The sequence below is a fragment of the Sulfurisphaera ohwakuensis genome, assembly GCF_009729055.1.
GTDB classification, from domain to species: Archaea; Thermoproteota; Thermoprotei_A; order Sulfolobales; family Sulfolobaceae; genus Sulfurisphaera; species Sulfurisphaera ohwakuensis.
This window is the reverse complement of the sequence record NZ_CP045484.1, coordinates 2170387-2192051: the sequence shown is the minus strand read 5'-3', so window position 1 is coordinate 2192051 and position 21665 is coordinate 2170387. Positions and strand designations below refer to the sequence as shown.

The following is a 21665-nucleotide window of genomic DNA, read 5'->3' as shown; positions in this document are numbered from 1 at the left end:
CTACTAATTGTTCGAAAAAGGTAATTTAAAAGCAAAAATCAATTTAGAGCATTTGTATATGTGATATTTAAAAAAATGAATTTACTTTAAATATTCCAAAACATGCTTAGAATTTCTTATACATTTTAAAATTCCATCCCTCATAACCCCTTCAATACAACGTTGAGATATAAACTCTATATTGTCCTTTTGTAGTACATCGTCTAAAGTAATAGGTTCGTTTCTAATGAAGTTTTCATGAATTATACAATTAGGACCTACATAACGGAAGAGTCTGGGATGAACTTTTTTAACTTCTTCCAACATCTTCCATGCAATAGCCCTAATTTCCCATTGAGCCCTTGAACAAAGTCTAAGTGCAAAGAAATTGTATAATTCTCTAGCATTCATTGTGACGACTATGTTAGTATTTACACCATTAGGTAAAACATATCTAGCATCCTCTTCTGGTACACCATCTTGAAGGAGTTTGAAATAGTTTTCATAGGCTTCCTGATATGCTTTTTCTATAATTTCTTTAGCTCTCTTTTCTACTGATGGCGGGGTTATCGGTTTATAGTACTCATCTATAGGCTTAGCAAATCTGTGACTCATTTGAGTGTAAGAGGCTATCCTATGTCTAACTAACTGGTGAGATGCTACCCTGCTAATCCCCTCTATAGAAAAAGTGTAAATACTATGCTCAAGAACACTCCAGTACCCGTGCAGAATTGCATCTCTGATCCAAACCTCAATTTCTTCATCAGTCATTGTTTTTTCGTGATAGTCCCAACCCTTTCTACTTCTACTCATCTTAGAAGCTATTGCTACAACTTTTTCTCCATCACGAGTATAAGAAACAAGTTTAACATTCATTTTAAATATTAAGCTTTCTCAAAAACAAGTAAAAAACTTTTCAGTTAATATTATCCTAAGATAATACTCCACTTAACTTTTCTACTAATCGAGTAAGTTGGGCTGCATTTTTTTCTGCATCTTTTTCTGTTTGATCTAAAACTTTCTTAATATCTTCATTGTCTCCAACTTGATTTAGTCTCTGTTTGTAGATTACAATCTTATTTAATTCATCTTCTAACGAATCTAATACTACTTTTAAAACTTCTGGATTTATTTTACTTGTTTTTGTCGCTCTTTCTCTCAAGCATGTATAGTGCACTACTGCTTTATTTGACAAAAATGTAAATAATTCATCCCAATATATAGGTTTTCCACAAAATCCACATGTCCATTTAGTTTGTGGTCTACTCATCAAACACAGTAAAACATTAATTCATAAATAAATATTGCGGTACTCATGATAAGTGAAAAAATATTTTCAGACGCTAAGTTCTATGATAAATTGATTGGTGTCTTCTTTACTAGTGAAAATTGTAATATCTGTGATGAACTATTCGAGAAAATAAAGAAACTTCAGATATCACAAAAATATTACCTTTTCAAAGTTAATGCGAATGAATATTTACAATATACAGTCAGACTATCTAGAGGTATAATCCCTTCATTAAGTATATTAGATTTAGATGGAAAAACCATAGCAGTTATAGAATCTTTAGATATTGAATATATTCAAGAAAAATTAAGAGAAATTTATACGAAAAAAGAAAAATTAGAGGGAATAGAATTTCCTAGACCACAACAAATAGAAGAAGTTAACGTTGCAGAGTTCCTCGACATAATTAATTTTGCTAGTGAAGGAAATCCAATAGATTTTAGAGGGATAGAATTTTTACTTTTCTATGCTGACGTACATAAAGAATATCAAAAGATAATAAATATTATATCACCTTTAGATACTCTTGGAAAATTCTTACTTACTGGAAAGATTGATACAACTCTAGATGAAACATACACTAATATTCTTGCATTAGAGACCATCTACAATATTACTGATGTAAAAGATAAGTTAATAGAAAGAATAACCGAAAATGGAGAAGTGTTTAGAAGCTCAAGAAAGGAAGTTAAAGGATTACTCGTCGATGAGGCTATTGTTGGAACAGCCTTACTTTCATTATATCAAAGAACCTTTGACAATAAATTTCTTAATCTTTCTCTAAAAATCTATGATTGGATAATAAACAATTTAGAAAGTGATATTGGATTTAGAGACTATCCACCTATAGATCCTATAACTAAACACGAATATTTTGAACCGTTAGCTAATGCTGAAACATCAATATTTTTAGCAAAGTTATGGGCCATAACAGATGATGATAAAGTGAAAGAAAAAGCTGAAAAAGCGCTAAAAATAGCATATACGCTAGGTACAGATATTAGGGTTCTTTCTAGAGTAGCTATAGCTTATATAAAGCTAAAAGAGTTAATAAAGAGTAGAAAAGAAATAAAGAATGATATAAGAGTTGAAATTGTTAAGGATAACGGGTGTAAAGAAGATTTTAAATATAAAAATTCTTGCTATGATTCAATAGATAAAATAGAGTTCAATCTAATTTAGCGTAAATTTTTCTTGTATATGTAGCCAACTTACTAGGATCGCCGCCTTCACATACAATTCTAAATGCCTTTAGTTTATCTATAGCTACTATTTTTCCTATCATATTAAATCCATAATTCTTTAAAGTTTTAGGAGCAAAAACAGAAGATATTCCTTCTAGGACTAAATTGTTCGTAGAAATAGATTTTACTATGGAATCTATTGAACCATTGACCAATGCAGAACCAAATATAACAGCAGAATCACAAACTTCGCCACGAAAAGTTGAAAAAGGTTTAATCACTACTTTCCCTTGGTTTCTCTCCTGAGTAGATAGAAAATCATAGACTATTATAGAGGAGAATTTAGTAGTATCTATTCTAGGAGCATAACCGAAAACACATAATTTTCCACCTTCAAGAAGATCTAAGGGATCTCCCTCTTGAGGATTAGTTATCTCACTAACTGCGTTCAATATTGAGAGAAGTACACCCCTTTCAATTGAATTATTTTTTAATAGACTAATCACATCCTCTAGGTTCATTCCTAATAATTCACCAGCTAAAGAATTAGAACCGTCTGGTATAGTGTGTGCAATCCCTAAACTTCCATCATTTAATAGCGATGCAGTATATGTTATTCCAACACATGTGTTAATAAGTTTCTTTCCTTTAACAGCAAACTTTAATTCCTCGATAATCTCATCTAAAATCATAAGTTAAAAATTAAATTAGAAATTAAAAACGATGATGTTGTTCCACCCCTAATGATTGGTGATTGAACCCGCAATATCTGAGTGATGAAGTGGGAAGAAACAGATAATTGGTGAAGATCGCTCCCTTACTGAATGATGACGTCGAGCACTACTGAGTGGTGATTGTCGGACCACCGCTGACATATTTTGAAACAAGATCTAACATAAAATCAATCTTTCCAGTTAATGTATACCAATAAAGATTAAGGAAAGCACGTTTTGCAGCGTTATATAATTTAGAAGGACCTATTGCTCTACTCTTTTTATAATCCATATAAACAAACAAACCTTCATTATAGCCAGCATATCCAGCACACATTGCTTTTCCATCAAAAGTCTTCTTTTCATAACCTCTTATGTCATTGATAATGTTACTACTAACAGTAATAGCCTGGAAATGAGCAATTGCTCCAGTCTTTGGAGGTAAGGTAATATTTGTAGCGTCACCAACTACGAATACATCTGAATAATCTTTATAATTCAATTTTTCCTTATCAACTGGGATAAACCCACTTTGGTCAGTTAGATTAGAAAATTCATCACTAACTCTAATTGGAGTATCAATTAGTGCTAGATCGTAAGAGAATACTTGTCCATCATCAGCATATATCATCTTTTTCTCCTTGTCTACCTCCTTTATTTTTACTCCCCTTATAACTTCTATATTCAATTCTTTTGCTCTCTTACCTAATTTTTCAGCCATTGGTTTTTGTAGTTCTGGAGGTTGAGAAACTGGATTTATGAGCGTTATATCAGCCTTAGGAAATCTCTGCCTTAATAAAAATGCAAATTCGAAAGGTGCCATAGGACATTTTATAATCCCAAAATAGCCAACAACTATTTTCTTTCCAGTGAAAGAATTTACTTGTTCTCTTAGTTTAATAGCTCCATCCAAATTATGCCAGTGCGGTAATCCAATATCTTTGTTTATAACACCTGGAGCAAGGACCAGGTATTCATATTCTATTTCTTTACCTTTTTGTGTTATAACTTTTCTATTTTCTATGTCAACTTTTATTACTCTATCCTGAATTAGCCTAGCCCTAGGATTTAATATTTCACTAACTTTTCTCATTATCTTATCTTCTTTTTCAAAACTCATAACAACATCTACAATTCCAGGTTGATAATAATGATACTCCGAAGGCTCAACTACTGTTACATTTACTTCATTATATTTAGCTAAGTTATTAGCTACAACTGTTCCTCCATTTCCAGCTCCCACTACAACTACTTTTTTCATAGGAGCTTTTTATCTTTAATTACATAAAAACTTATTTTATAAAGTTTAGGATTACCCTAAAATTATGATTTAAAAAAGGTGTTAAACTATTTTTAAAGCCTAAAGTTAATGTATTTTTGATGAGAAAAATTTCACTTGATAGAATAAAACGAGGTGCACTTAAATCTTTAGTCATCTCCTCTCTCGCTGAAAAACCTATGTATGTTTATGAAATAATAAAAAGCATTCAATCTAAGACCGGGGGGTTTTATAAACCTAGCCCAGGATCTATATATCCAGTTTTAAGATCATTATTAAATGAGGGTCTTATAGAAGCATTTGAGGAAAACGGAAAGAAAATGTATAAATTAACAAGTAAAGGAATAGAAGAATTCAACCGATTAAAAAGAGAAAGGGAGGATTTCTTTTCACCCAATAGTCCTATTAAGAGAGAAATAATTGATACTCTATTTGAGATAGGCTATGTAATATATGTTAATAGAGAAAAAGTTGACAATAAGAAACTACAACAAATTAGCAATATACTACAGAATTGTAAAAAAGATATCCTTGAATTATTCGAGAAATCTGAGTAAATCAAGAGCCTTTCTAACTACAATAAGAGGGTCTTCCTCTAGTATAAATATTGTAGGTTCTTTTCCATAACCACCTAAGTCAACAACGTAAGTTGGTATCTTATTTAACTCCTCATAAGCCTTTTTCATCATAAAATTCATTGTATGACCCTCGGCTTTCCTACTCTCTTCAGGTTCTTCCTCGCGATTAAATATAAACGTATCTTCTCTAGGAAGTTTCTCCACGATCTCTTTATAATATTTTAAGTTAATTGAACTTCTTTTTTTCTTATCAAAACTCATAGCAGTGAGTATAACTCTTGCCACATGATCAGAAGCACCAAAAGCGGGTGGTAAACAATAAATTACTCTATTGAAAGCTACAGTCAATCTTCCAGGGATAGCTGCAACGTCATTAGCGCTCTTTGCATCACTTATTGCATAACCGATATTTGTTCTTATTTCTGGTATTAGTAAATATGCTCTATCTTCACTAACAAAATTATCAACAGCTTGCTTTAATTTTATTAAAACCTCTTCTCTTTCATTCATATATACAGATAAGGATAAAAAAATAAAAAGATGATGAAAAGACCACAAACTGACCTTTGATGTGTCCTAGTCCATCTGATTATTGTTTAGTCGATGTGATTACATTTTTAAGTGTAGAGAGGGTAGCATAAAATTCTTGTCCAGCTGGAACTACTATTACCATATTACCCCTTTGAGAAATATCACTTAACATTTCTAAGAACCTTAATTGAAGTGCAACTGGATTATTTTGATAAGATAGCGAAGCTTCAGCTAATATATTGGCTGCTTGTCTCTCTCCTTCACTTAATATAATTTTAGCTCTTCTTAATCGTTCAGCTTTAGCTTGCTCTGCCATTGCAGATAAAAGCTCTGGAGATAATCTAATATCTCTAACTGTAACTTGAGTAACTTTTATTCCCCAACCTTCAGTAACAGTGTCAAGAATCTCTTGTAAACGCCTATTTATCTCTTCTCTTTTCGTCAGTATTTCATCTAACTCCATTTGACCAACAATATCTCTTAGAGAAGTCTGAGCATAATTTAAAACCGCAGCCGGATAGTTACTTACGCTGACAACAGCCTTTAAAGGATCAACTACTTTGTAATATACTACGGCATCTATAGTAACTGTAACATTATCTTTTGTTACTATAGTCTGTGGTGGAACTTCAACAGTAACTATTCTTAAATCAACTAGTAAAGGTCTATCAACGAAAGGTATAAGAAATATTATCCCAGGACCTTTTACGCCTAGAACCCTACCAAGTCTTAAGACAACAGCCCTTTGCCATTCAGTTACTATCCTAAAAGACATTGCTAAAAAGATAAGGATTATAATAACCAGAAATACTAGTCCTAATATTTCTCCAACTGATATCATAAATATAATATGTTTTTAGAGTTTAAATCTTATCAACAAGGCTGAAATTACAATCCCGACACTAAAGCCGAGAATATAGATTAAAATTAGATAATTTACACTTGTGGATTCACTATATGTTGCACTGTGAATGTTAGTAAAGAATGACGATATTGACTTCTTGAAATTATAACTTTTTAGAAAACTAACCATACTATCATAAATACTCTTTACATGAGTTAAAATAGAGTTAATAATAGGTGAAGAAACTATATAGTCTGAAGACAAAGTAAAATTACCAGGGTAATAAACGACATATAGTGGTGAGGAAATATTACTGAAAACCACATAGCCAGAATCATTAGTATAGTTTACGCTTATAGGAACTAAACCCGTAAGGCCTAAATCCTCGATTACAATTTTTTGGTTTGAAAGTGGTTTACCATTGAAACTTATGTTTACATATACTGTACTATTCCTTTGAAGAGTAGAAATCTCAGGTTTTACTGGCCATAAAACTATTGCATCATCTGAACCAGACGATAATATAGTATTCGGCTTCCAAAGATTTGTAAGGTTTGCAGAGGATCTTATACCAACAACTGATTCAGCAGTATCAAAACCAATTGAGTAAGCATATGGTACTAGAGATAATTTCCCACTCTGCATAAAATAGATATTCATTGTACCTTCTACTTGCATATCTACTACACTACCACCTCCTGGTCCACCAAATACAAACTCTACATCATTTGGAATTCCAGCAATAGATAAACTACCTATCTCAAACTCCCCGCTTAATGGTATTTCATAAAATATTCCAGATTTATCGCCAATGCTATAACCAAAATACAAAGTAGAATTATCAATCATAAACAAGACAATTGAAGTAGGTAGTGTAACAATAAAGCTGGGGCCTTGATAACAAATAACGCCTAGGCCTTGATATGTGGTAACGCTACCGTTAACGGGAATTGTAAAAGGACCAGTTAAATTCCAAAGATTTAAAACTAAAGTAGCTTTAAATTCATTGTTAGATATTTGATGAAATAAAATAACATCTTGAGCCCAATATAAGCCATCAATCATTGCATTTAATTGCAATGACGCATTTCCAGTAGTTAAATATTGACCGTTAGGCAAATAGGAAGAGCCTATATTCATTGATGTTATATTAATGACTCCCATTACCTCAGTTGTAAAATAAGTTGAAAATAGAGAGTAAAATGACATTCCCATAGGATATGATACAGTAAATGCTGAGCTTGAAAGGGATAATGTAATAAGTGGTGTGATAGCAAGAAATATTATTAGGAATATCGCTAAAATTTTCATAAAAATATTTTTCTATCGTCTCCTATTAAATATTATGGTAAGTCATATTGTTATTCCAATTATAATTATAGCCATTGTAATTGCTGCTTTAGTATTAACTGGGGAATATGCTAACCCTATAGTTGCAATACCATCAATGGCAATTGTTGGCTTCATCTCTTATAGAATAAGTTATGTTATATATAAAACAAGAAAAAGAAACCTTTACACTTATGTGGGAAAAATAGGAAAGGCTGTAGAGGATATACCACTAAATGGAGAAGGATATGTTATTATTGAAGGTGAAATGTGGAAAGCAATAGCCGAAGAACCTATTGTAGAGGGTGATAGAGTAATTGTAACGGGAATGGAAGGTTTAAAATTAAGAGTTAAAAAGCTTACAAGTGATGGTAAAAATTAAACTTTCAGTTATTGAGAAATTGAAAAATTACGGTTACTCTATAATTAGAAACGAAAATACAGTTATAATTCATTACACTCCTCCATCGATTAAAGAGGCAATGAGTTCAGATGAAGATATGGAAAGTGAAAATAGAGTAATAGAAATTGAAGGAGAAATAAATGGGGATGAAGTTATAATAAAGAATGCATATATAATAGAAGGGAATACTAAAAAGAGAAAAATGGATGTAAGTGAGTTAGAGCTATGGGCAGAGTATATAGGTGAAGAATAAATGCCGTATCTTTTCGTATACGGTTCATTGAGATACGGTTTTGAATTACATCATTTACTAGAGAATTCAAGATTTGTAGGTTTAGCATATACTGAAGGTTATAAAATGTATGATCTTGGTAGCTTTCCGGGTGTAGTAAAAGGGGATGGTATAATTTATGGAGAAGTTTATGAAGTAGATGAAAATACTATACTACTTTTAGATAAAGTAGAAGATTATAGAGGTAGACCAGATGATCTCTATGTAAGAGAAAAGACTAAAGTGTATTTTGATAATAAAAGAAAATATTCCCTTTCAGATGTATATATTTATGTTTATAACCAAGATATAGCTGGAAGAGATCTAATAGAAGAAGGAGATTACTCAAAATATGTTAGAATGCCAGTTATTCTTAATTATTTCGCATATGCTGAAAACACGAACGAAGAGATTCTTAAACAAAGAGGAGTAAAGAGAATATTCAGAAAAATTAATGCAATTGCAACTGGATATAGAATGATATTTAATATACCATGCAGGTGGGGATATTGCGCAAACTTGATAGAAGATAAGGAAGGGAGAATCTGTGGATACATTTATATAATGATAGAAGATGAATTAAATGCCTTAGATAAAGCAGAACAACATCTAGTAAAATATATGAGAGACGTTATAAAAGTGGTTGATGAATTTGGAAAAGAATACTATGCATATGCTTATGTCTCACCAGATAAAGAAAATCCTAAAGAACCATCAAAAGAATATTTAAATCTAATTTTACAAGGACTTAATACCGGTTGGGGAAATAGATGTATGAGTACTGGACTTTTATGATGAAGCCCGCCCTTTGCGGAACTATGAAGATAGAACCCGAGGCTGACTCTATCCTTTTATCTCGAAAATTCAAGTAGGATTAAATCTTTTGTTAGCTTTTCGACATAGCATCATCATTAAACTATTTATATTTCTATAAATTTTTAGTACATAGAATATGTTAATTCGATATTTATACTCTTTATAAAGAGATGTCATTTAATAAATTTATATACAAATGACGACACTATTGCTTTTCGATTCCAAGGTATCTAAATAATCTTCACTTAGGAAACTGAAAGAAAAGTGAAATAAGATATTATGTGTGTATCTCATACCGTTTCAAAATTAAGCGATATAAGAGTACTTATATATATTTTTATTGAAAATGATGAAAGAACCCCTCACTGAATATGATGAACTTGGCCGACGCTGATAACAAGAGTTTTTAATGAAATTTTTATTACTAAAATTACTATATATTTTCTTTTGTTACCTAGAATCAATGAGTTTTTTAATGTAAAATAACTGCCAGTATTACTCCTACTCCTAAAACGACAGAAGAATATATATTATAGTAAAATGCTCTTCCGAAATCACCCTTATTAGCTAAATAGTAAGCGTAAGCCATTATTAATCCATGTAAGACAGTAGCTGAATACCCTATATATCCGAGCTGATAAAAGTAATCACCAGCAAAAGCAAGTACTACTGAAAGTATTTGATTTACACCAGCAAATTTTAGAGCCTTATTTCCTAAAAGAACAGCAAAACTATGTAGCCCCATTTGTCTATCAAACTCAGAGTCCGGTATATGGTTATATAAATCAAACCCTACAGCCCAAAATATTGTTGAAATTACAAATAACCATGGAATACCAATTATAAGCTGAGAGAACGATGACGCATATAATCCCAATGAAGCTACAGCCCCACTAAATACAGCTAATCCTTGAACTGTGGCAATCTGATAATTTGCGAATGCTGTATACCTTTTCATATAAGGATATGACATTACAACTAACGCAACTAGTGGTGATAGAATTAAAGCATAGAAATTGACAAAATATGCTGATACAAAGAAGCCGATAAGCGATAAGATGATCATAATCTTAGCTTCCTTAACACTTATTTTTCCAGTAACCAAAGGCCTACTCCTTGTCCTAGGATTTTTAGCATCTATCTCCCTATCAGCAAGATTATCATTAGTCATTCCAGCAGTTCTTAAAAAGAACAAGGAGAAGAAAATTAGAACTAATATATAAATAGGAGGAATTTTCTTTATGGCTACGAAAGCACCCATATAAGCCATGGGTAAACTAAAGAAAGTTTGCTCAATTCTGAGAAACCTTAAATAAATGTAAAATTTACTTTTGCTTTCAGTCGCTCCTCCCGGATCCCACTGCATAGAATTAATTATTTTTAAGGGTTTTTAACTTCTTGTACTGAAGATAATAATCTAAACCATCAATTAACGCTAATATACTAGCTTCAATCACACTACTAGAAACACCAACAGTTTTCCATGTTATGATATCATCAGTAAACTCTATTGTAACCCTCACTACACTTTCTGTATTCTTTATTTCACCAGGCAAAATGACCCTATAGTCAGTTAATTTAACATTAGAAATTTCTGGATATACTTTTTGTAATGCTTTCCTAAGAGCCAAGTCTACAGCATGTACTGGACCAACTCCTTCTGAAACCTCTAATTGCCCGTTAACTTTAACTACGGCAATTGATAAATTACTACTTTCGTTTATAACTTTCCAATATTCAACATTAATTTTCTTTTCATATATCCCTAACTCTTTCAGAGCAACTAATATTGCTGATGAAGGAGCCAAATCGAAACTATAACCCTTATTTTCAAGCTCCTTTATCTTCTTTAAAGCACTCTTTAATCTTTCATCCTTCTTATCTACTTTTAATCCTAGATTCTCTAAATATGTCACTAAATTAGAAGTTCCAGACAACTCTGATATAACGAACCTTCTAGTATTTCCAACTAGAGATGGGTCTATATGCTCATAAGCCCTACTAACCTTCATTACAGCATCAGCGTGGACACCAGCTTTGTGTGTAAATGCGAAATCACCTACATAAGGTTGATAAGGATTTGGATGCAATCCAGCTAACTCATAAACTAACCTAGATACTTCTCTTAGCTTCTTTAAACTCTCTTTTCCTTTCAGTACATCGAATCTCATCTTCAATGCAAGGTTTGGAATAATCTGAATTAAATCTGCATTTCCAGTTCTTTCTCCAATACCATTTATAGTACCTTGAACATGCCTTGCTCCCGCTAAAATACCCATTAAAGAGTTTGCAACAGCACAACCTGAATCATTATGCATATGTAGACCAATCTTAGTTCTAACCTCACCCACAACAACCTTAGTTATTTCATAAACCTCATGAGGTAAAGTACCACCGTTAGTATCTGCTAATGCAATAACATCAACTTTTGCTTCTTCAGCAGTCTTCAGAACTTTTAACGCATATTCTCTATTATCCTTAAAACCTTGATAAAAGTGCTCGGCATCAAATATTACCTTAAGACCGTGAGATTTCAGATAGTTTATACTATCATATACAATTTCCAAGTTGTCTTCGGGCTTTATTCTTAATACATCAGTTACATGAAGTAACCACGATTTACCGAATAATACCGCAACATCAACATCGGACTTTATTATAGCATTTAAATTTGGGTCTTCTTTAACATTAAACTCCTTCCTCCTAGTACTTCCAAATGCAGCTATTTTAGCGTGTGTTAAGGAGTATTTCTTAATCTCTTTGAAAAATTCCTCATCTTTAGGATTTGATCCAGGCCATCCAGCCTCTATATAATCAACTCCTAATTCATCTAGCGCTAATGCAATCCTTATTTTATCGTTTAGAGTAAAGGAAACATTTGCAGACTGAGAACCATCTCTTAAAGTAGTATCTAATACCTCAACAGATTTCGTAAACACCGGACATAGGTAGAGTGTATTTGAACAAACTTAAAAGCTTTTAGTTAACAGTTAAATTGAAATGAATAAAAACTCTTTATTTATTATAGTTGGTACAGTATTAATTATTATATTTCTTGCCCTATATCTTTTATCACCTCTTTATTTACCATATTATAAAACTGTTGATCAAACTCTCAAGAATAATTATAAAATTGCAAATGTTGATCCTAACTCAAATATAAAAATTTTAGAACTAACAACTACTAATGTAAACAATACTATATATCTTTTATCAAATACGTCAACTGTTTATTTACAAATAATTAACTCTTCCGGATTAGTTGCTAATAATTCAGAAGTTCTTATATCAAAAGTTTACCCAGGTAAATACTTTATAACAATAGATAATCCTACTAATGTTTCACAGAAAGTCCTAGTCAGATATGCTGTATTTCCTTACACACAAGTGAGCAGTTTATACTCAACCCTAGGAATAATAACAACAGTAAGCGAGTTTTTCATAGTACTAGGAATAGTAGCACTAGGTTACGGTGTAATATCGTCAATATTTAACAAAAAAAGGTTCAAGCGAAAGAAATAACCATTTAACGCCCTCTGTTATAAAACTAGGTCCTTGATGTGCTAAAAAATCACCTTTTGTAACTAAAATTGGCTTATTTAAAAGTGCGGAAAGACCTCTTTCCTCTAAGCTCTTTTTAAACCTCTCAATTTCATAATCTCTGTAAAGCTTAGGCTCATAAATTATTACGTCCGGTTCGCGTGAAATAATATCGTTTGGAGAAGGAGTAAAATAAGCGTCTTCAACATTATCGAAAATATTCTTTCCTCCTACATGATAAATTGCATCACTAACATGGGTAGGAAAACCTGCAGTTATAGGTCCACCAAGATCAAACTCCAAATAAACTTTAGGCCTTTTCTCACTTTTTCTAAGGAAGGAATATAAAGCATTAATTAAAGATGAGTAAAGTATTCTACCTTCTTCTAATCTTCCTACAACGTTGGCAATGATAATAATGTTATTTAGAATCCTTGAGATAGACGTAGCAACACCGATAGGATAAACTATATATCCCATGTTTATTAACTTCTTCGTTAAATCCTTTTGAGCACCAGTAGTAGAGAAAATTATATCAGGCTTATTTTTCTCTAAAAATTCTATGTTTACATGAGTATAGCTGCCAATCTTTGGTATTTTTTTAGCTTCAACTGGTCTATAACTGAAAGCGTCAGTAGCAATAATCCGATCACCTATACCTAACATAAATAAAGTTTCAGTAGTAGCTGGATCTAGACTGACAATTTTCTTTATAGGTCTAGGAACTTCAACATACTCGTCTAATACTTCATTATAAATTTTCACAAAGAATTAATTAATTGAGTTTTAAAAAACGTTACTATATATGTATTAATAATATTATCGATTAGCTAAGATTTTCGATAACTAGTAACAGTGTGGACAATAATTTCATTCATTTGTAATTTATTCAAAATTACCTTAAATCCCTCTTTCTTTCGAACACTTTAGTTATACAATAAAAATTCAAGTAGAGATTAAAATTGTAACATCCTCCATTAGCAGTTGATAGATCTAATCATTTATTGAAACTAAATTTACACTATGTATAATTCATATCAGATAATGAAAATGTTGTCCACGCTCGCTAGTAATGTATAAAATACCTTATATTAATGCAGACTCTTTTTAAGTTATAGAGAACAACGCTAAATCAGATATAGAGAACTTTTCTAAGATCTTAACCTATGAGCTAAATAATACTTGACCATTAGAATCTAAAAAGTGTAATAAAATTTCTATCTAACGCTAGCATTGAATCTCTGTGCTTTTAAATTCTAGCTACATAATATTTCTTATGAGCAAGAGATATACCACTATTCCCGTATCAGAAGAAGTCAAAGAGAAATTAGAAAGCATAAAAGGAGAAAAAAGTTGGGATGAATTCCTTTTGTTATTAGTGGATGAATATAATAGAAGAATAAATGGAATCAAAAGATTAAGGGAGATAATTACTGATGAGGAATTAAGAAAAATAGAAGATAGCCATAGAAAGATGCATGAGGAGTTCAGAGTTTGACTTTAATTGATACTTCTATTCTAATAGATATTTTGAGAGGAAAGAGAGACCAAATAGGAGATTCGCTTTCTATTATATCCGAAATTGAGGTTATTAGGGTACTAGATAAAAGTGAGCTACCCCGCCCTGAAGGGCGGAGCTTCCTGCTTCATAGCCCCACCTTGCCCGTAGCTTTTCGCTACGGGTAGAGGGTAGAGCTCCACAGGCACTAAGGATGGCTCCCACCCCGATCTCTTCAATATGTTTAAGCAAGCGTTATAGTCACGATCAGTAACCCAACCGCACTTAGGACAGCTGAACACACGGTCAGTCAAAGTTAACTCTTTCTTTACGTACCCGCATTTAGCACACATCTTTGAAGTATATGCTGGATTTATTAACAACAGTTTCTTTCCATATTTTTCCAACTGATATTCTAGTATTCTCTTCAACTCATGGAATGCAACATCGTGCAACCTCATCCTCAACTTCCTTTCTGACTCCTCCACCAGTTGTTTAACATCTATATCCTCCATTACTACAACGTCATAATGTTGTGCAAACCACTTACCCAACTTCATATAGAGGTCTTGTCTCAAGTTCTTCAAGTGTTCATAACCCCTAGCTAACTTCACTTTTGCTTTAAACCAATTTTTCGACAAGAACTCTTTCCTCGAGAGAACCTTGTGGAGTTTCCTTATCTTCTCAAGTGCCCTCTCATAAGGTCTCAAGTTAGGGAAATAGAATCCATCACTCGTGGTTAAGAGTTTCTCTATCCCAACATCTATTGCAACTACCTTACCAGTCTTTGGGAGTTGAGGGAATCCAACACCTTCAACTATGAAGGAGACATATACTCTCTCTGAACGTGTTAGTTTAACTACCACCCTCTTTACTTTGTCAAGCGGGAAGTCCCTATGAACAATGACCTTAAACACGCCGAGATTTGATAACCTCAATAACACCAGCTTCTTCTTACTCTTCCTACTCTTAGTCCTTATTTCCCTGCTCTCAAGTATTTTCCATCCACTTTGTGGGTAAACAAGAGAGTAGTACTTATGGGGTTTCTTCTCCTTAGGAAAGTGTGCTAGACCTTTGAAGAACCTATCCCTAGCATCGTAATAACGGTCTGCAATTTGCTGTACTACTTGTGAGTAGAGTTGTTGGTACTCCTTATCTTGCTTTCTTAGATCTAGAGCGAGCTGTCTTAACTCCGTTTGTGTAAGACCCTTTCCATCCCTTTGGTAGAAATAGATATCTGCCCAGCGTAGGGTGTTGTACATCTCACATGCTAACCTCAACTGGGCTTTTAACGCCCTAATTGTTTGATCGTCAACATATGCACGAAAGCGGAACCCTACGTTGGGCATTAATAAAATGTTCGAGAGTGGATTAAAAAATATTTCTACAAAGGGGGCTATCCATCCCCGCCTTAAAAGGCGAGGTTTTTCGCCCCCTTTGAACCCCTAAACTTTATAAAAGGTTAAAAGTATTCGAAGAACTAAAGAATGCTTATACAATTTATCCTCTAGATGAAAATGTAGCATTTGAATATGCTAACATATATTATGAATTAAAGAATAAGGGAAAATTAATTTCTGATCTCGACTTAATTATAGCATCAACAGCTAAAGCATGTCATGAAAAATTGATAACCAAAGATAGGGATTTCTTGTTAGTAAAAGATTACATTCATGTAGAAATTATATCATAAATTAGTCGTATATAATTTGGTTTGAATAATCATTTGCTAATATTCCTTATTTTAGATAATTTAAAGATCTATACTCTTTTAAATAAATATGGTTAACCTCTAATAGCACTTCATTTAAAATTTTAGGAATAGATGGTTTTCAAAAATATCATGTTTTAAATTACAAATCTTCTATTAATAATTTTAGGAAAATCATTGTCTTTTTACGTTAAACTTATATAAGATATATTATCTTATTATCGAAAAATTTCTTATAATAAACGAAATAAGTAAGGGAGTAAATTCAAAGTATTTACTAATTACTAATTCATGAGTCAATATTATTATTTTTTATGGTAAGTGAATTTCCTTAAACTATTACTTGATATTAGAACTATCACTAATATATGCATCTTTATCAAAAAGTAATCTATGATTTTCATAGATATAATCCAGCTAGGCAAGATATAACTCCATAAGCCCTATTTACTTCTTTAAGTAAAATTCTACCACCATAACTATATAACATTTCTTCACAGGTATCAGCATTGATTACCATATGTTCAGCATTTAATAATCTACTTAGTTCCTTAGCATTTCTATCGTTTACTGGAGTTAAGATAACGTCAACTCTATTTTCATTTACATATAAGCTTTTCATAGTAAGTTTCACAGAATATAATAAGACCTCAAAGGGAATTTTTTCAATATAGTATAGGCCTACGACCATTTTTATAGGCTTTAATAAAACACCATTACATTTACCTTCACCTATAATTATATCAGCTTCACAAGGAGTCTGAACCCTTATATACCCTTCTGGTAACATTAGACTAACTCCGTCTGAATAAACATACAATTTTTTCTTATCTAATAACTTTTTATTGGCTTTCTTGACTTCCTCTTTATTTCTAGTATAAAGAGCATTAATCCACGAAAATTCTTCAACACTATATAAACCCAATTGGGAGAACTTTGAGGTTGAAATCAAATTAGCGTTTAATAAATCAGATATTATAGAAGCAACAAAAGAGACTCCTTTGCTTTCCCTCTTCAAGGGTATTACATATTCTCCATCTTCTGATACAAAAATTAAACCAGCTTTTTTATTAACAAACTTCAAAGCTCTCTCCATTTCACCTACAATAATATATAAATTAGGTTTACTAGACGATAATTCGTAACCTAAACTGGATAATAATGAAGAAATATTCTTTGCTATTTCACCCTCTCCTATTACCCTAATTCGAGTAAAATACAACCCATAATACTATTCTACTTCATATTATAAAAATCTAAAATTAAAAAGAATCTAGAGCTTACCTCTTGCTGAAATTACAGTAAACTTCTCCTTTAGTAACTCAGTATAGTCTTTACCCATATCGGAACTATACTCTCTCATGACGGGATATAACTCCTTAAACTCCTCTTCAGTTAATTCCCTATATTCAACTCTCGGAATTCCTACTTTTTCTTCAAATAATCTCTTAGCATACTCCTTAGCTTTACCTTCAAGTTTGTCCATAATCTCAATATATTCTTTATCCCTTAATTCATCGTAAAAACTTTCATCTATTAAACCCTCAAGAAGTAATGCCTTCAGAAACCTCACTATTTCTATTTTTGGAGGTTGCAAACCAATTTTAGACATTGAAACCTTTCCCCTTATATAAATTCTTCCACCAACCATACCAGAACCTACGAAATTACCTACGGGTTCATGGTTAACTGTAGTACCTAAAACAACAATAACACCACCAGCCATATATTCGCCTAAATAATCATCAACCATTCCACCTATCACAAGATAAGGTCTCCTATCCTTATACTCTCTCATCTGTATACCAACTCTATTTCCAGCGTTACCCTTAACAAATATCTTACCATTCTGAAAAGTCTGAGCTAAAACATCCCTAGCATCACCATAAATAACGACTTTACCCCCATGCATTGTATCACAACAGTCATCAGCGACATTACCATAAACATAAAAATAGTTGTCCTCATTTAAATTAGCCATTGCATTACCAACAACACCGTATAAATTAACTCTAATATTACTAACTCCAAAACGCTTAAAGTTAATACCTATATAACGATGACCCATGACATTAGCAACAGTTACTTCTCTCTTCCCCCTCTTCACTTCATGTGCAATTAACTCATTTAACTCCTTATAACCAACATTTCTGGCGTCTATATCATATACTTTAGGAGCGAAAATTGGTGGTGGCGAAAAACTCTTTAATTCAACTTCATCCCTACCGTAACTTATCACACCCTTATTTAATGATGCTATAAAATATGAACCAGGCTTTAAAGTCCATACTCTAGCACTAGGACTGATCTCCCTAATTTCATTCTCTTCACTTGCAACGTAATAGAAATTCTCATCCTCACCAATAATTGCTGGTCTAAACTTCGATCTATCTGCTAAAGCAATTAAATAAAGATCATCACCAGAATCATAACCAATTACAGCAGTAAATGGACCATCAAGCCTAGCATTTCTATAGTAATAATCTAATTCTCTAGAAAAAGCTGAAAAACGCCTTGACGGATTAACTAGAATCTTTACAGCTTCTTCTACACTAAAACCTTCAGAGATCAGTTCCTCAAAGAGAAAAGCAATAACCTCACTATCAGTCCCTACAAACCCCTCCCAATTCCTCTCCATTAGATACTCTAGATTAGCACCAAATGAACTAACATCACCATTATGAACAATAGCAATATTAAATGTTGAGAAAGGATGAGACCAGTAAGGATAATGTCCCGGCGAATTTGTCGGTTGTCTCGTATGAGCCAACCATAAATCACCTTCATATTCCTCAACCTTATATAACTGTGCTACATCCTTGGGATAACCAACGCCTTTAAAAACCTGAAGAGAAGTACCAAAACTATATAGCCTTCCCTTCTTCTGAGACCAGATAATCTCATTAATATTCCTAAAAGCCTTCTTACCAAGAGGCAAATTATCAAGAGTAATATAAAACTTACAATCACAGATATCAGAATCTATGTATTCTAACTCATATTTATCAACCCTAATACCGTGGGATTCCATAATGTTTTTTACTGTAGTGGGATCGCCTTCATAAAAGACCTTAATGACATATCTATTCCCCTTATCTTTATCAAAAACGGCAAACCCAGCACCTCTATCACTTCCCCTATACCTTACTCTTTCAATTCCCCTAACTACCATCTCACCGGAAATCTTACTAGCACTCTTTTTTCTTAATATACCTAAAACACCACAACCAGATGGGTGAATCATAGAGAACCAGCCACCTTAACCCTAAGCTTTTGTAAAAGGTAGGAATTCAAATTAATTGCTCTTAAAAGTTCTCTATTTCCGGTTAAAGTAGATTGAACAGAGTAAACGCCAGCAGCACCAGCTAACAAAGCGATCTCTTTCTTAAAACCAGAAATTAAATTAAATGCCTTACTCTTTAAGTCACTCCTACTTCCCTCTCCTAAGGCTACCTCAAACACTTTGTAAGACATTATCACGGAATCTGCACCTAAAGCAACTAATTTAAAAACATCCCCAGAATCCCTTATCCTAGAGGACTTTGCAATCAAATCAAACTTCTTTCTTATTCCCATTCTCTTTAACTTAGTATCTATCTCTGAAATGACAACTTCAAGATCTTCATTTCCTAAATCCTCATCGATAATAAAACCTGGTATACCCTTCAATTCTACAACTTCCTCAACAGCCTCTTCACTACTTGGCAATAAGATATAACTGCCAGCCTCATAGTTTTTACTCCACTTAATTACGCCTTTACCGTCATGACTTATAGAAATATCTTCATAATACCTTGAAGTAACATCAGTAAATACTGCAGAACTTAAAGCTAAAGAAGCCCATTGTAAAGCGTTTCTTTCATCTTCTGGCGCGTCAATAATATCAAAAATTACTGGTAAAGAAAGATAAATCCTACCACCAGCTAAGTAAAAGCTCGTATCAATATCCTCTCTATAGGGATCAATTGAGGGCCTAGTAACCTGAGCACCATCACTTCTTAACCAATCAACAATCCTTGCTGGTTTCTCGACATCTGGTGGTGCAGTACTACCCATACTCGTAATCACGGGGTCACCCTTATTAATTAACTCATGTAAATATACTTTTCTCCTTCTAGACCATAACTCACCAAGTTTAGGTGGTAATTCCTCCTCTTCCCCCTCAATACCTAAAACTGACAGAGTCTCTCTAGATAAACCCTTACCTACTAACAGATCCCTCCTTCCCTTAAGTTCATCTATGCTTGAGAGACCTAAATTATCCAGAATATTAGCCAACTCAAGAGAAAAGCCATGAATATAATTAACTAAGACTTTAAGCCCAAAATCTGTGTCAATCATCCTACTACCGTCAATCTTATTAGTTAGAGCTGTCGGACAAGAACCAATATGGCACTTATGAACCATAACACAGCCCATTGCGATCAAAGCTCCAGTACCTACACTAACAACATCCGCACCTAAAGCAATTAACTTAGCTGCATCAGTAGCATCAGCAACCCTACCAGCGGCAATAATATGAAAGTTATTCCTCATCCCTTGTTCCCTCAAAACCCTATCAGCTGAAGCTACTGCTAATTCAATCGGAATACCAACATTATCTCTTATTACGATAGGAGTAGCACCAGTACCAGCACCATGACCATCAATAATGACACCATCAGCTCCCATCCTGGCAATACCAGATACTATATAAGGAATGTAGTTAGTAGCAGCAACTTTAACAAAGACAGGCTTACCAGTAGCTTCTTTTAAAGCCTCAATCCTCTGACCTAAATCCTCAATAGAGTAAATATCATGATGAGGAGCCGGAGAAATAGCATCAATACCTACTGGTATTCGCCTAGTAAGAGAAATAGGCTCAGTAACCTTACTCCCGGGTAAATGACCACCAATACCCGGCTTAGCGCCTTGTCCAATCTTGATAACAATCCCAGCCCCATGCATTAGAACATCAAAATCAACACCAAAACGGGCTGAAGCCCATTGGACAAAAATCCTCTTAGATTTAGCAACTTCTGGATGTAAACCCCCCTCACCAGTACCAGCTAAAGTTCCTGTTAGATCTGCAGCTCTAGCGATTATTATATTAGGATTACCACTTAAAGCACCATAAGACATATCCCCCAAATATAGGGGAGCAGACATTTCGATACCAGCTAATTTAGTAAAAGTCCTAGCTTTCGGTGTCTCGCTAATTCTAGCATCTTCATTTTTAAAACGAACTCTATCAAGAATCCTTAAAGAGCTCCATTTAGGAAAAATTTTACTTGGCTTACCGGTTAAAGCCAACTGACGAATGTGTTCAATCCTCTCTACAGTCCAAAATTCATTATCTGTTTGCTTCGGTATCGGTAAATATTGCTTAATTATAAGCAAAGGTGGTCAGAATCTAAATATAATAAAACACTATATATTTGTTTATAGGAATATTTAGCTAATTATGGGTTTAAGATTATGTAATAAACGGTAAAATATTGGAACTTAACTTTTACTAAAAAGCAACTAATGGCTGCAATGATTTAAACAACACACGCTAAGTTATGATTGAAAATATAAACAGTTCATATATCAAAAGAATATATTAAAAAGCTTACATATTGAGAATGTGGCCGTTAAACAAAAGAACAAGAGGAAAAATTTTTAACTTGCAATAACGTAGATTGGAGTATTTGAGAAGAAAATTAGATATTTTAAT

General features: G+C 33.0%; 22 protein-coding genes. 8 read left to right on the top strand and 14 right to left on the bottom strand.

The genetic code is table 11. The annotated features are described in order from the left end of the window. Positions 1-81 precede the first annotated feature (81 nt). Positions 82-855 (bottom strand): FAD-dependent thymidylate synthase, encoded by a 774-nt coding sequence (gene thyX, locus D1869_RS12140; RefSeq protein ID WP_156015322.1) that lies wholly within the window; start codon positions 853-855, stop codon positions 82-84. Between the two features lie 55 nt (positions 856-910). Continuing rightward, positions 911-1249, bottom strand: a complete 339-nt coding sequence (locus D1869_RS12135) for a DUF2175 domain-containing protein (protein WP_010980295.1) — start codon at positions 1247-1249, stop codon at positions 911-913. Positions 1250-1294: 45 nt separating this feature from the next. On the opposite strand from D1869_RS12135, the gene D1869_RS12130 reads away from it, so the two are divergent. Beyond that, a complete protein-coding gene (locus tag D1869_RS12130; RefSeq protein WP_156015321.1) occupies positions 1295-2452 on the top strand; it encodes a hypothetical protein in 1158 nt (385 codons plus the stop codon). Here the strand turns inward: D1869_RS12130 and D1869_RS12125 are convergent. Continuing rightward, positions 2439-3146 (bottom strand): DUF364 domain-containing protein, encoded by a 708-nt coding sequence (locus tag D1869_RS12125; RefSeq protein WP_156015320.1) that lies wholly within the window; start codon positions 3144-3146, stop codon positions 2439-2441. The genes D1869_RS12130 and D1869_RS12125 overlap by 14 nt on opposite strands. Before the next feature lie 148 nt (positions 3147-3294). Then, positions 3295-4428, bottom strand: a complete 1134-nt coding sequence (locus tag D1869_RS12120) for an NAD(P)/FAD-dependent oxidoreductase (protein ID WP_156015319.1) — start codon at positions 4426-4428, stop codon at positions 3295-3297. A 119-nt stretch (positions 4429-4547) separates the two neighbouring features. Between D1869_RS12120 and D1869_RS12115 the strand changes: the two genes are divergently transcribed. Next, positions 4548-5003 carry a PadR family transcriptional regulator gene (locus tag D1869_RS12115; protein WP_156015318.1) on the top strand — a complete coding sequence of 152 codons (456 nt, stop codon included), beginning with the start codon at positions 4548-4550 and terminating at the stop codon, positions 5001-5003. On the opposite strand, the gene D1869_RS12110 is transcribed toward D1869_RS12115, so the two are convergent. The 3 genes from D1869_RS12110 to D1869_RS12100 all read right to left on the bottom strand — a co-directional run bounded on the left by D1869_RS12110 (position 4983) and on the right by D1869_RS12100 (position 7710). Further along, complete coding sequence (locus D1869_RS12110) at positions 4983-5534, bottom strand: thiamine-phosphate synthase family protein (protein WP_156015317.1); 552 nt, start codon at positions 5532-5534, stop codon at positions 4983-4985. The two genes, D1869_RS12115 and D1869_RS12110, sit on opposite strands and share 21 nt — an antisense overlap. 79 nt (positions 5535-5613) lie before the next feature. Continuing rightward, positions 5614-6396 carry a slipin family protein gene (locus D1869_RS12105; protein ID WP_156015316.1) on the bottom strand — a complete coding sequence of 261 codons (783 nt, stop codon included), beginning with the start codon at positions 6394-6396 and terminating at the stop codon, positions 5614-5616. Positions 6397-6411: 15 nt separating this feature from the next. Beyond that, the gene (locus D1869_RS12100) at positions 6412-7710 is read right to left on the bottom strand and encodes a thermopsin family protease (RefSeq protein WP_156015315.1); all 1299 of its coding nucleotides are present in this window, start codon (positions 7708-7710) and stop codon (positions 6412-6414) included. Between the two features lie 34 nt (positions 7711-7744). On the opposite strand from D1869_RS12100, the gene D1869_RS12095 reads away from it, so the two are divergent. From D1869_RS12095 to D1869_RS12085, 3 genes are read left to right on the top strand one after another with little or no spacing between them, the layout of a single operon-like run. After that, the gene (locus D1869_RS12095; RefSeq protein WP_156015314.1) at positions 7745-8110 is read left to right on the top strand and encodes an NfeD family protein; all 366 of its coding nucleotides are present in this window, start codon (positions 7745-7747) and stop codon (positions 8108-8110) included. After that, positions 8097-8384 carry a hypothetical protein gene (locus D1869_RS12090; protein ID WP_156015313.1) on the top strand — a complete coding sequence of 96 codons (288 nt, stop codon included), beginning with the start codon at positions 8097-8099 and terminating at the stop codon, positions 8382-8384. The genes D1869_RS12095 and D1869_RS12090 overlap by 14 nt, the downstream gene beginning before the upstream one ends. After that, complete coding sequence (locus tag D1869_RS12085) at positions 8385-9197, top strand: gamma-glutamylcyclotransferase family protein (protein ID WP_156015312.1); 813 nt, start codon at positions 8385-8387, stop codon at positions 9195-9197. Between the two features lie 493 nt (positions 9198-9690). On the opposite strand, the gene D1869_RS12080 is transcribed toward D1869_RS12085, so the two are convergent. Beyond that, on the bottom strand, positions 9691-10584 hold the full coding sequence (locus tag D1869_RS12080; protein ID WP_156015311.1) for a 4-hydroxybenzoate octaprenyltransferase: 894 nt from the start codon (positions 10582-10584) through the stop codon (positions 9691-9693). Between the two features lie 4 nt (positions 10585-10588). Then, complete coding sequence (gene cimA, locus D1869_RS12075; protein ID WP_156015310.1) at positions 10589-12157, bottom strand: citramalate synthase; 1569 nt, start codon at positions 12155-12157, stop codon at positions 10589-10591. A gap of 61 nt (positions 12158-12218) precedes the next feature. On the opposite strand from cimA, the gene D1869_RS12070 reads away from it, so the two are divergent. Then, entirely contained in the window at positions 12219-12740 is a 522-nt protein-coding gene (locus D1869_RS12070; RefSeq protein ID WP_156015309.1) for a hypothetical protein, read from the top strand. Here the strand turns inward: D1869_RS12070 and D1869_RS12065 are convergent. Next, entirely contained in the window at positions 12702-13523 is an 822-nt protein-coding gene (locus D1869_RS12065) for an ABC transporter substrate-binding protein (protein WP_156015308.1), read from the bottom strand. The genes D1869_RS12070 and D1869_RS12065 overlap by 39 nt on opposite strands. A gap of 511 nt (positions 13524-14034) precedes the next feature. On the opposite strand from D1869_RS12065, the gene D1869_RS12060 reads away from it, so the two are divergent. Beyond that, positions 14035-14256 (top strand): antitoxin VapB family protein, encoded by a 222-nt coding sequence (locus D1869_RS12060; RefSeq protein WP_156015307.1) that lies wholly within the window; start codon positions 14035-14037, stop codon positions 14254-14256. A gap of 116 nt (positions 14257-14372) precedes the next feature. On the opposite strand, the gene D1869_RS12050 is transcribed toward D1869_RS12060, so the two are convergent. Next, the gene (locus D1869_RS12050; RefSeq protein WP_156015306.1) at positions 14373-15605 is read right to left on the bottom strand and encodes an RNA-guided endonuclease InsQ/TnpB family protein; all 1233 of its coding nucleotides are present in this window, start codon (positions 15603-15605) and stop codon (positions 14373-14375) included. A 149-nt stretch (positions 15606-15754) separates the two neighbouring features. Between D1869_RS12050 and D1869_RS12045 the strand changes: the two genes are divergently transcribed. Next, positions 15755-15949 (top strand): type II toxin-antitoxin system VapC family toxin, encoded by a 195-nt coding sequence (locus tag D1869_RS12045; protein ID WP_156015979.1) that lies wholly within the window; start codon positions 15755-15757, stop codon positions 15947-15949. A 418-nt stretch (positions 15950-16367) separates the two neighbouring features. Here the strand turns inward: D1869_RS12045 and D1869_RS12040 are convergent, their stop codons facing one another. Genes D1869_RS12040 through D1869_RS12030 form a run of 3 tightly spaced genes read right to left on the bottom strand, consistent with a single transcriptional unit; the run spans position 16368 to position 21346 of the window. After that, positions 16368-17189, bottom strand: a complete 822-nt coding sequence (locus tag D1869_RS12040; protein ID WP_156015305.1) for a hypothetical protein — start codon at positions 17187-17189, stop codon at positions 16368-16370. Between the two features lie 51 nt (positions 17190-17240). Continuing rightward, the gene (locus D1869_RS12035; protein ID WP_156015303.1) at positions 17241-19211 is read right to left on the bottom strand and encodes a class II glutamine amidotransferase; all 1971 of its coding nucleotides are present in this window, start codon (positions 19209-19211) and stop codon (positions 17241-17243) included. Continuing rightward, positions 19208-21346, bottom strand: coding sequence for a glutamate synthase-related protein (locus tag D1869_RS12030; protein ID WP_156015301.1), 2139 nt, complete (start codon positions 21344-21346; stop codon positions 19208-19210). Before D1869_RS12030 ends, D1869_RS12035 begins: the two co-directional genes overlap by 4 nt. Between the last annotated feature and the right edge of the window lie 319 nt (positions 21347-21665).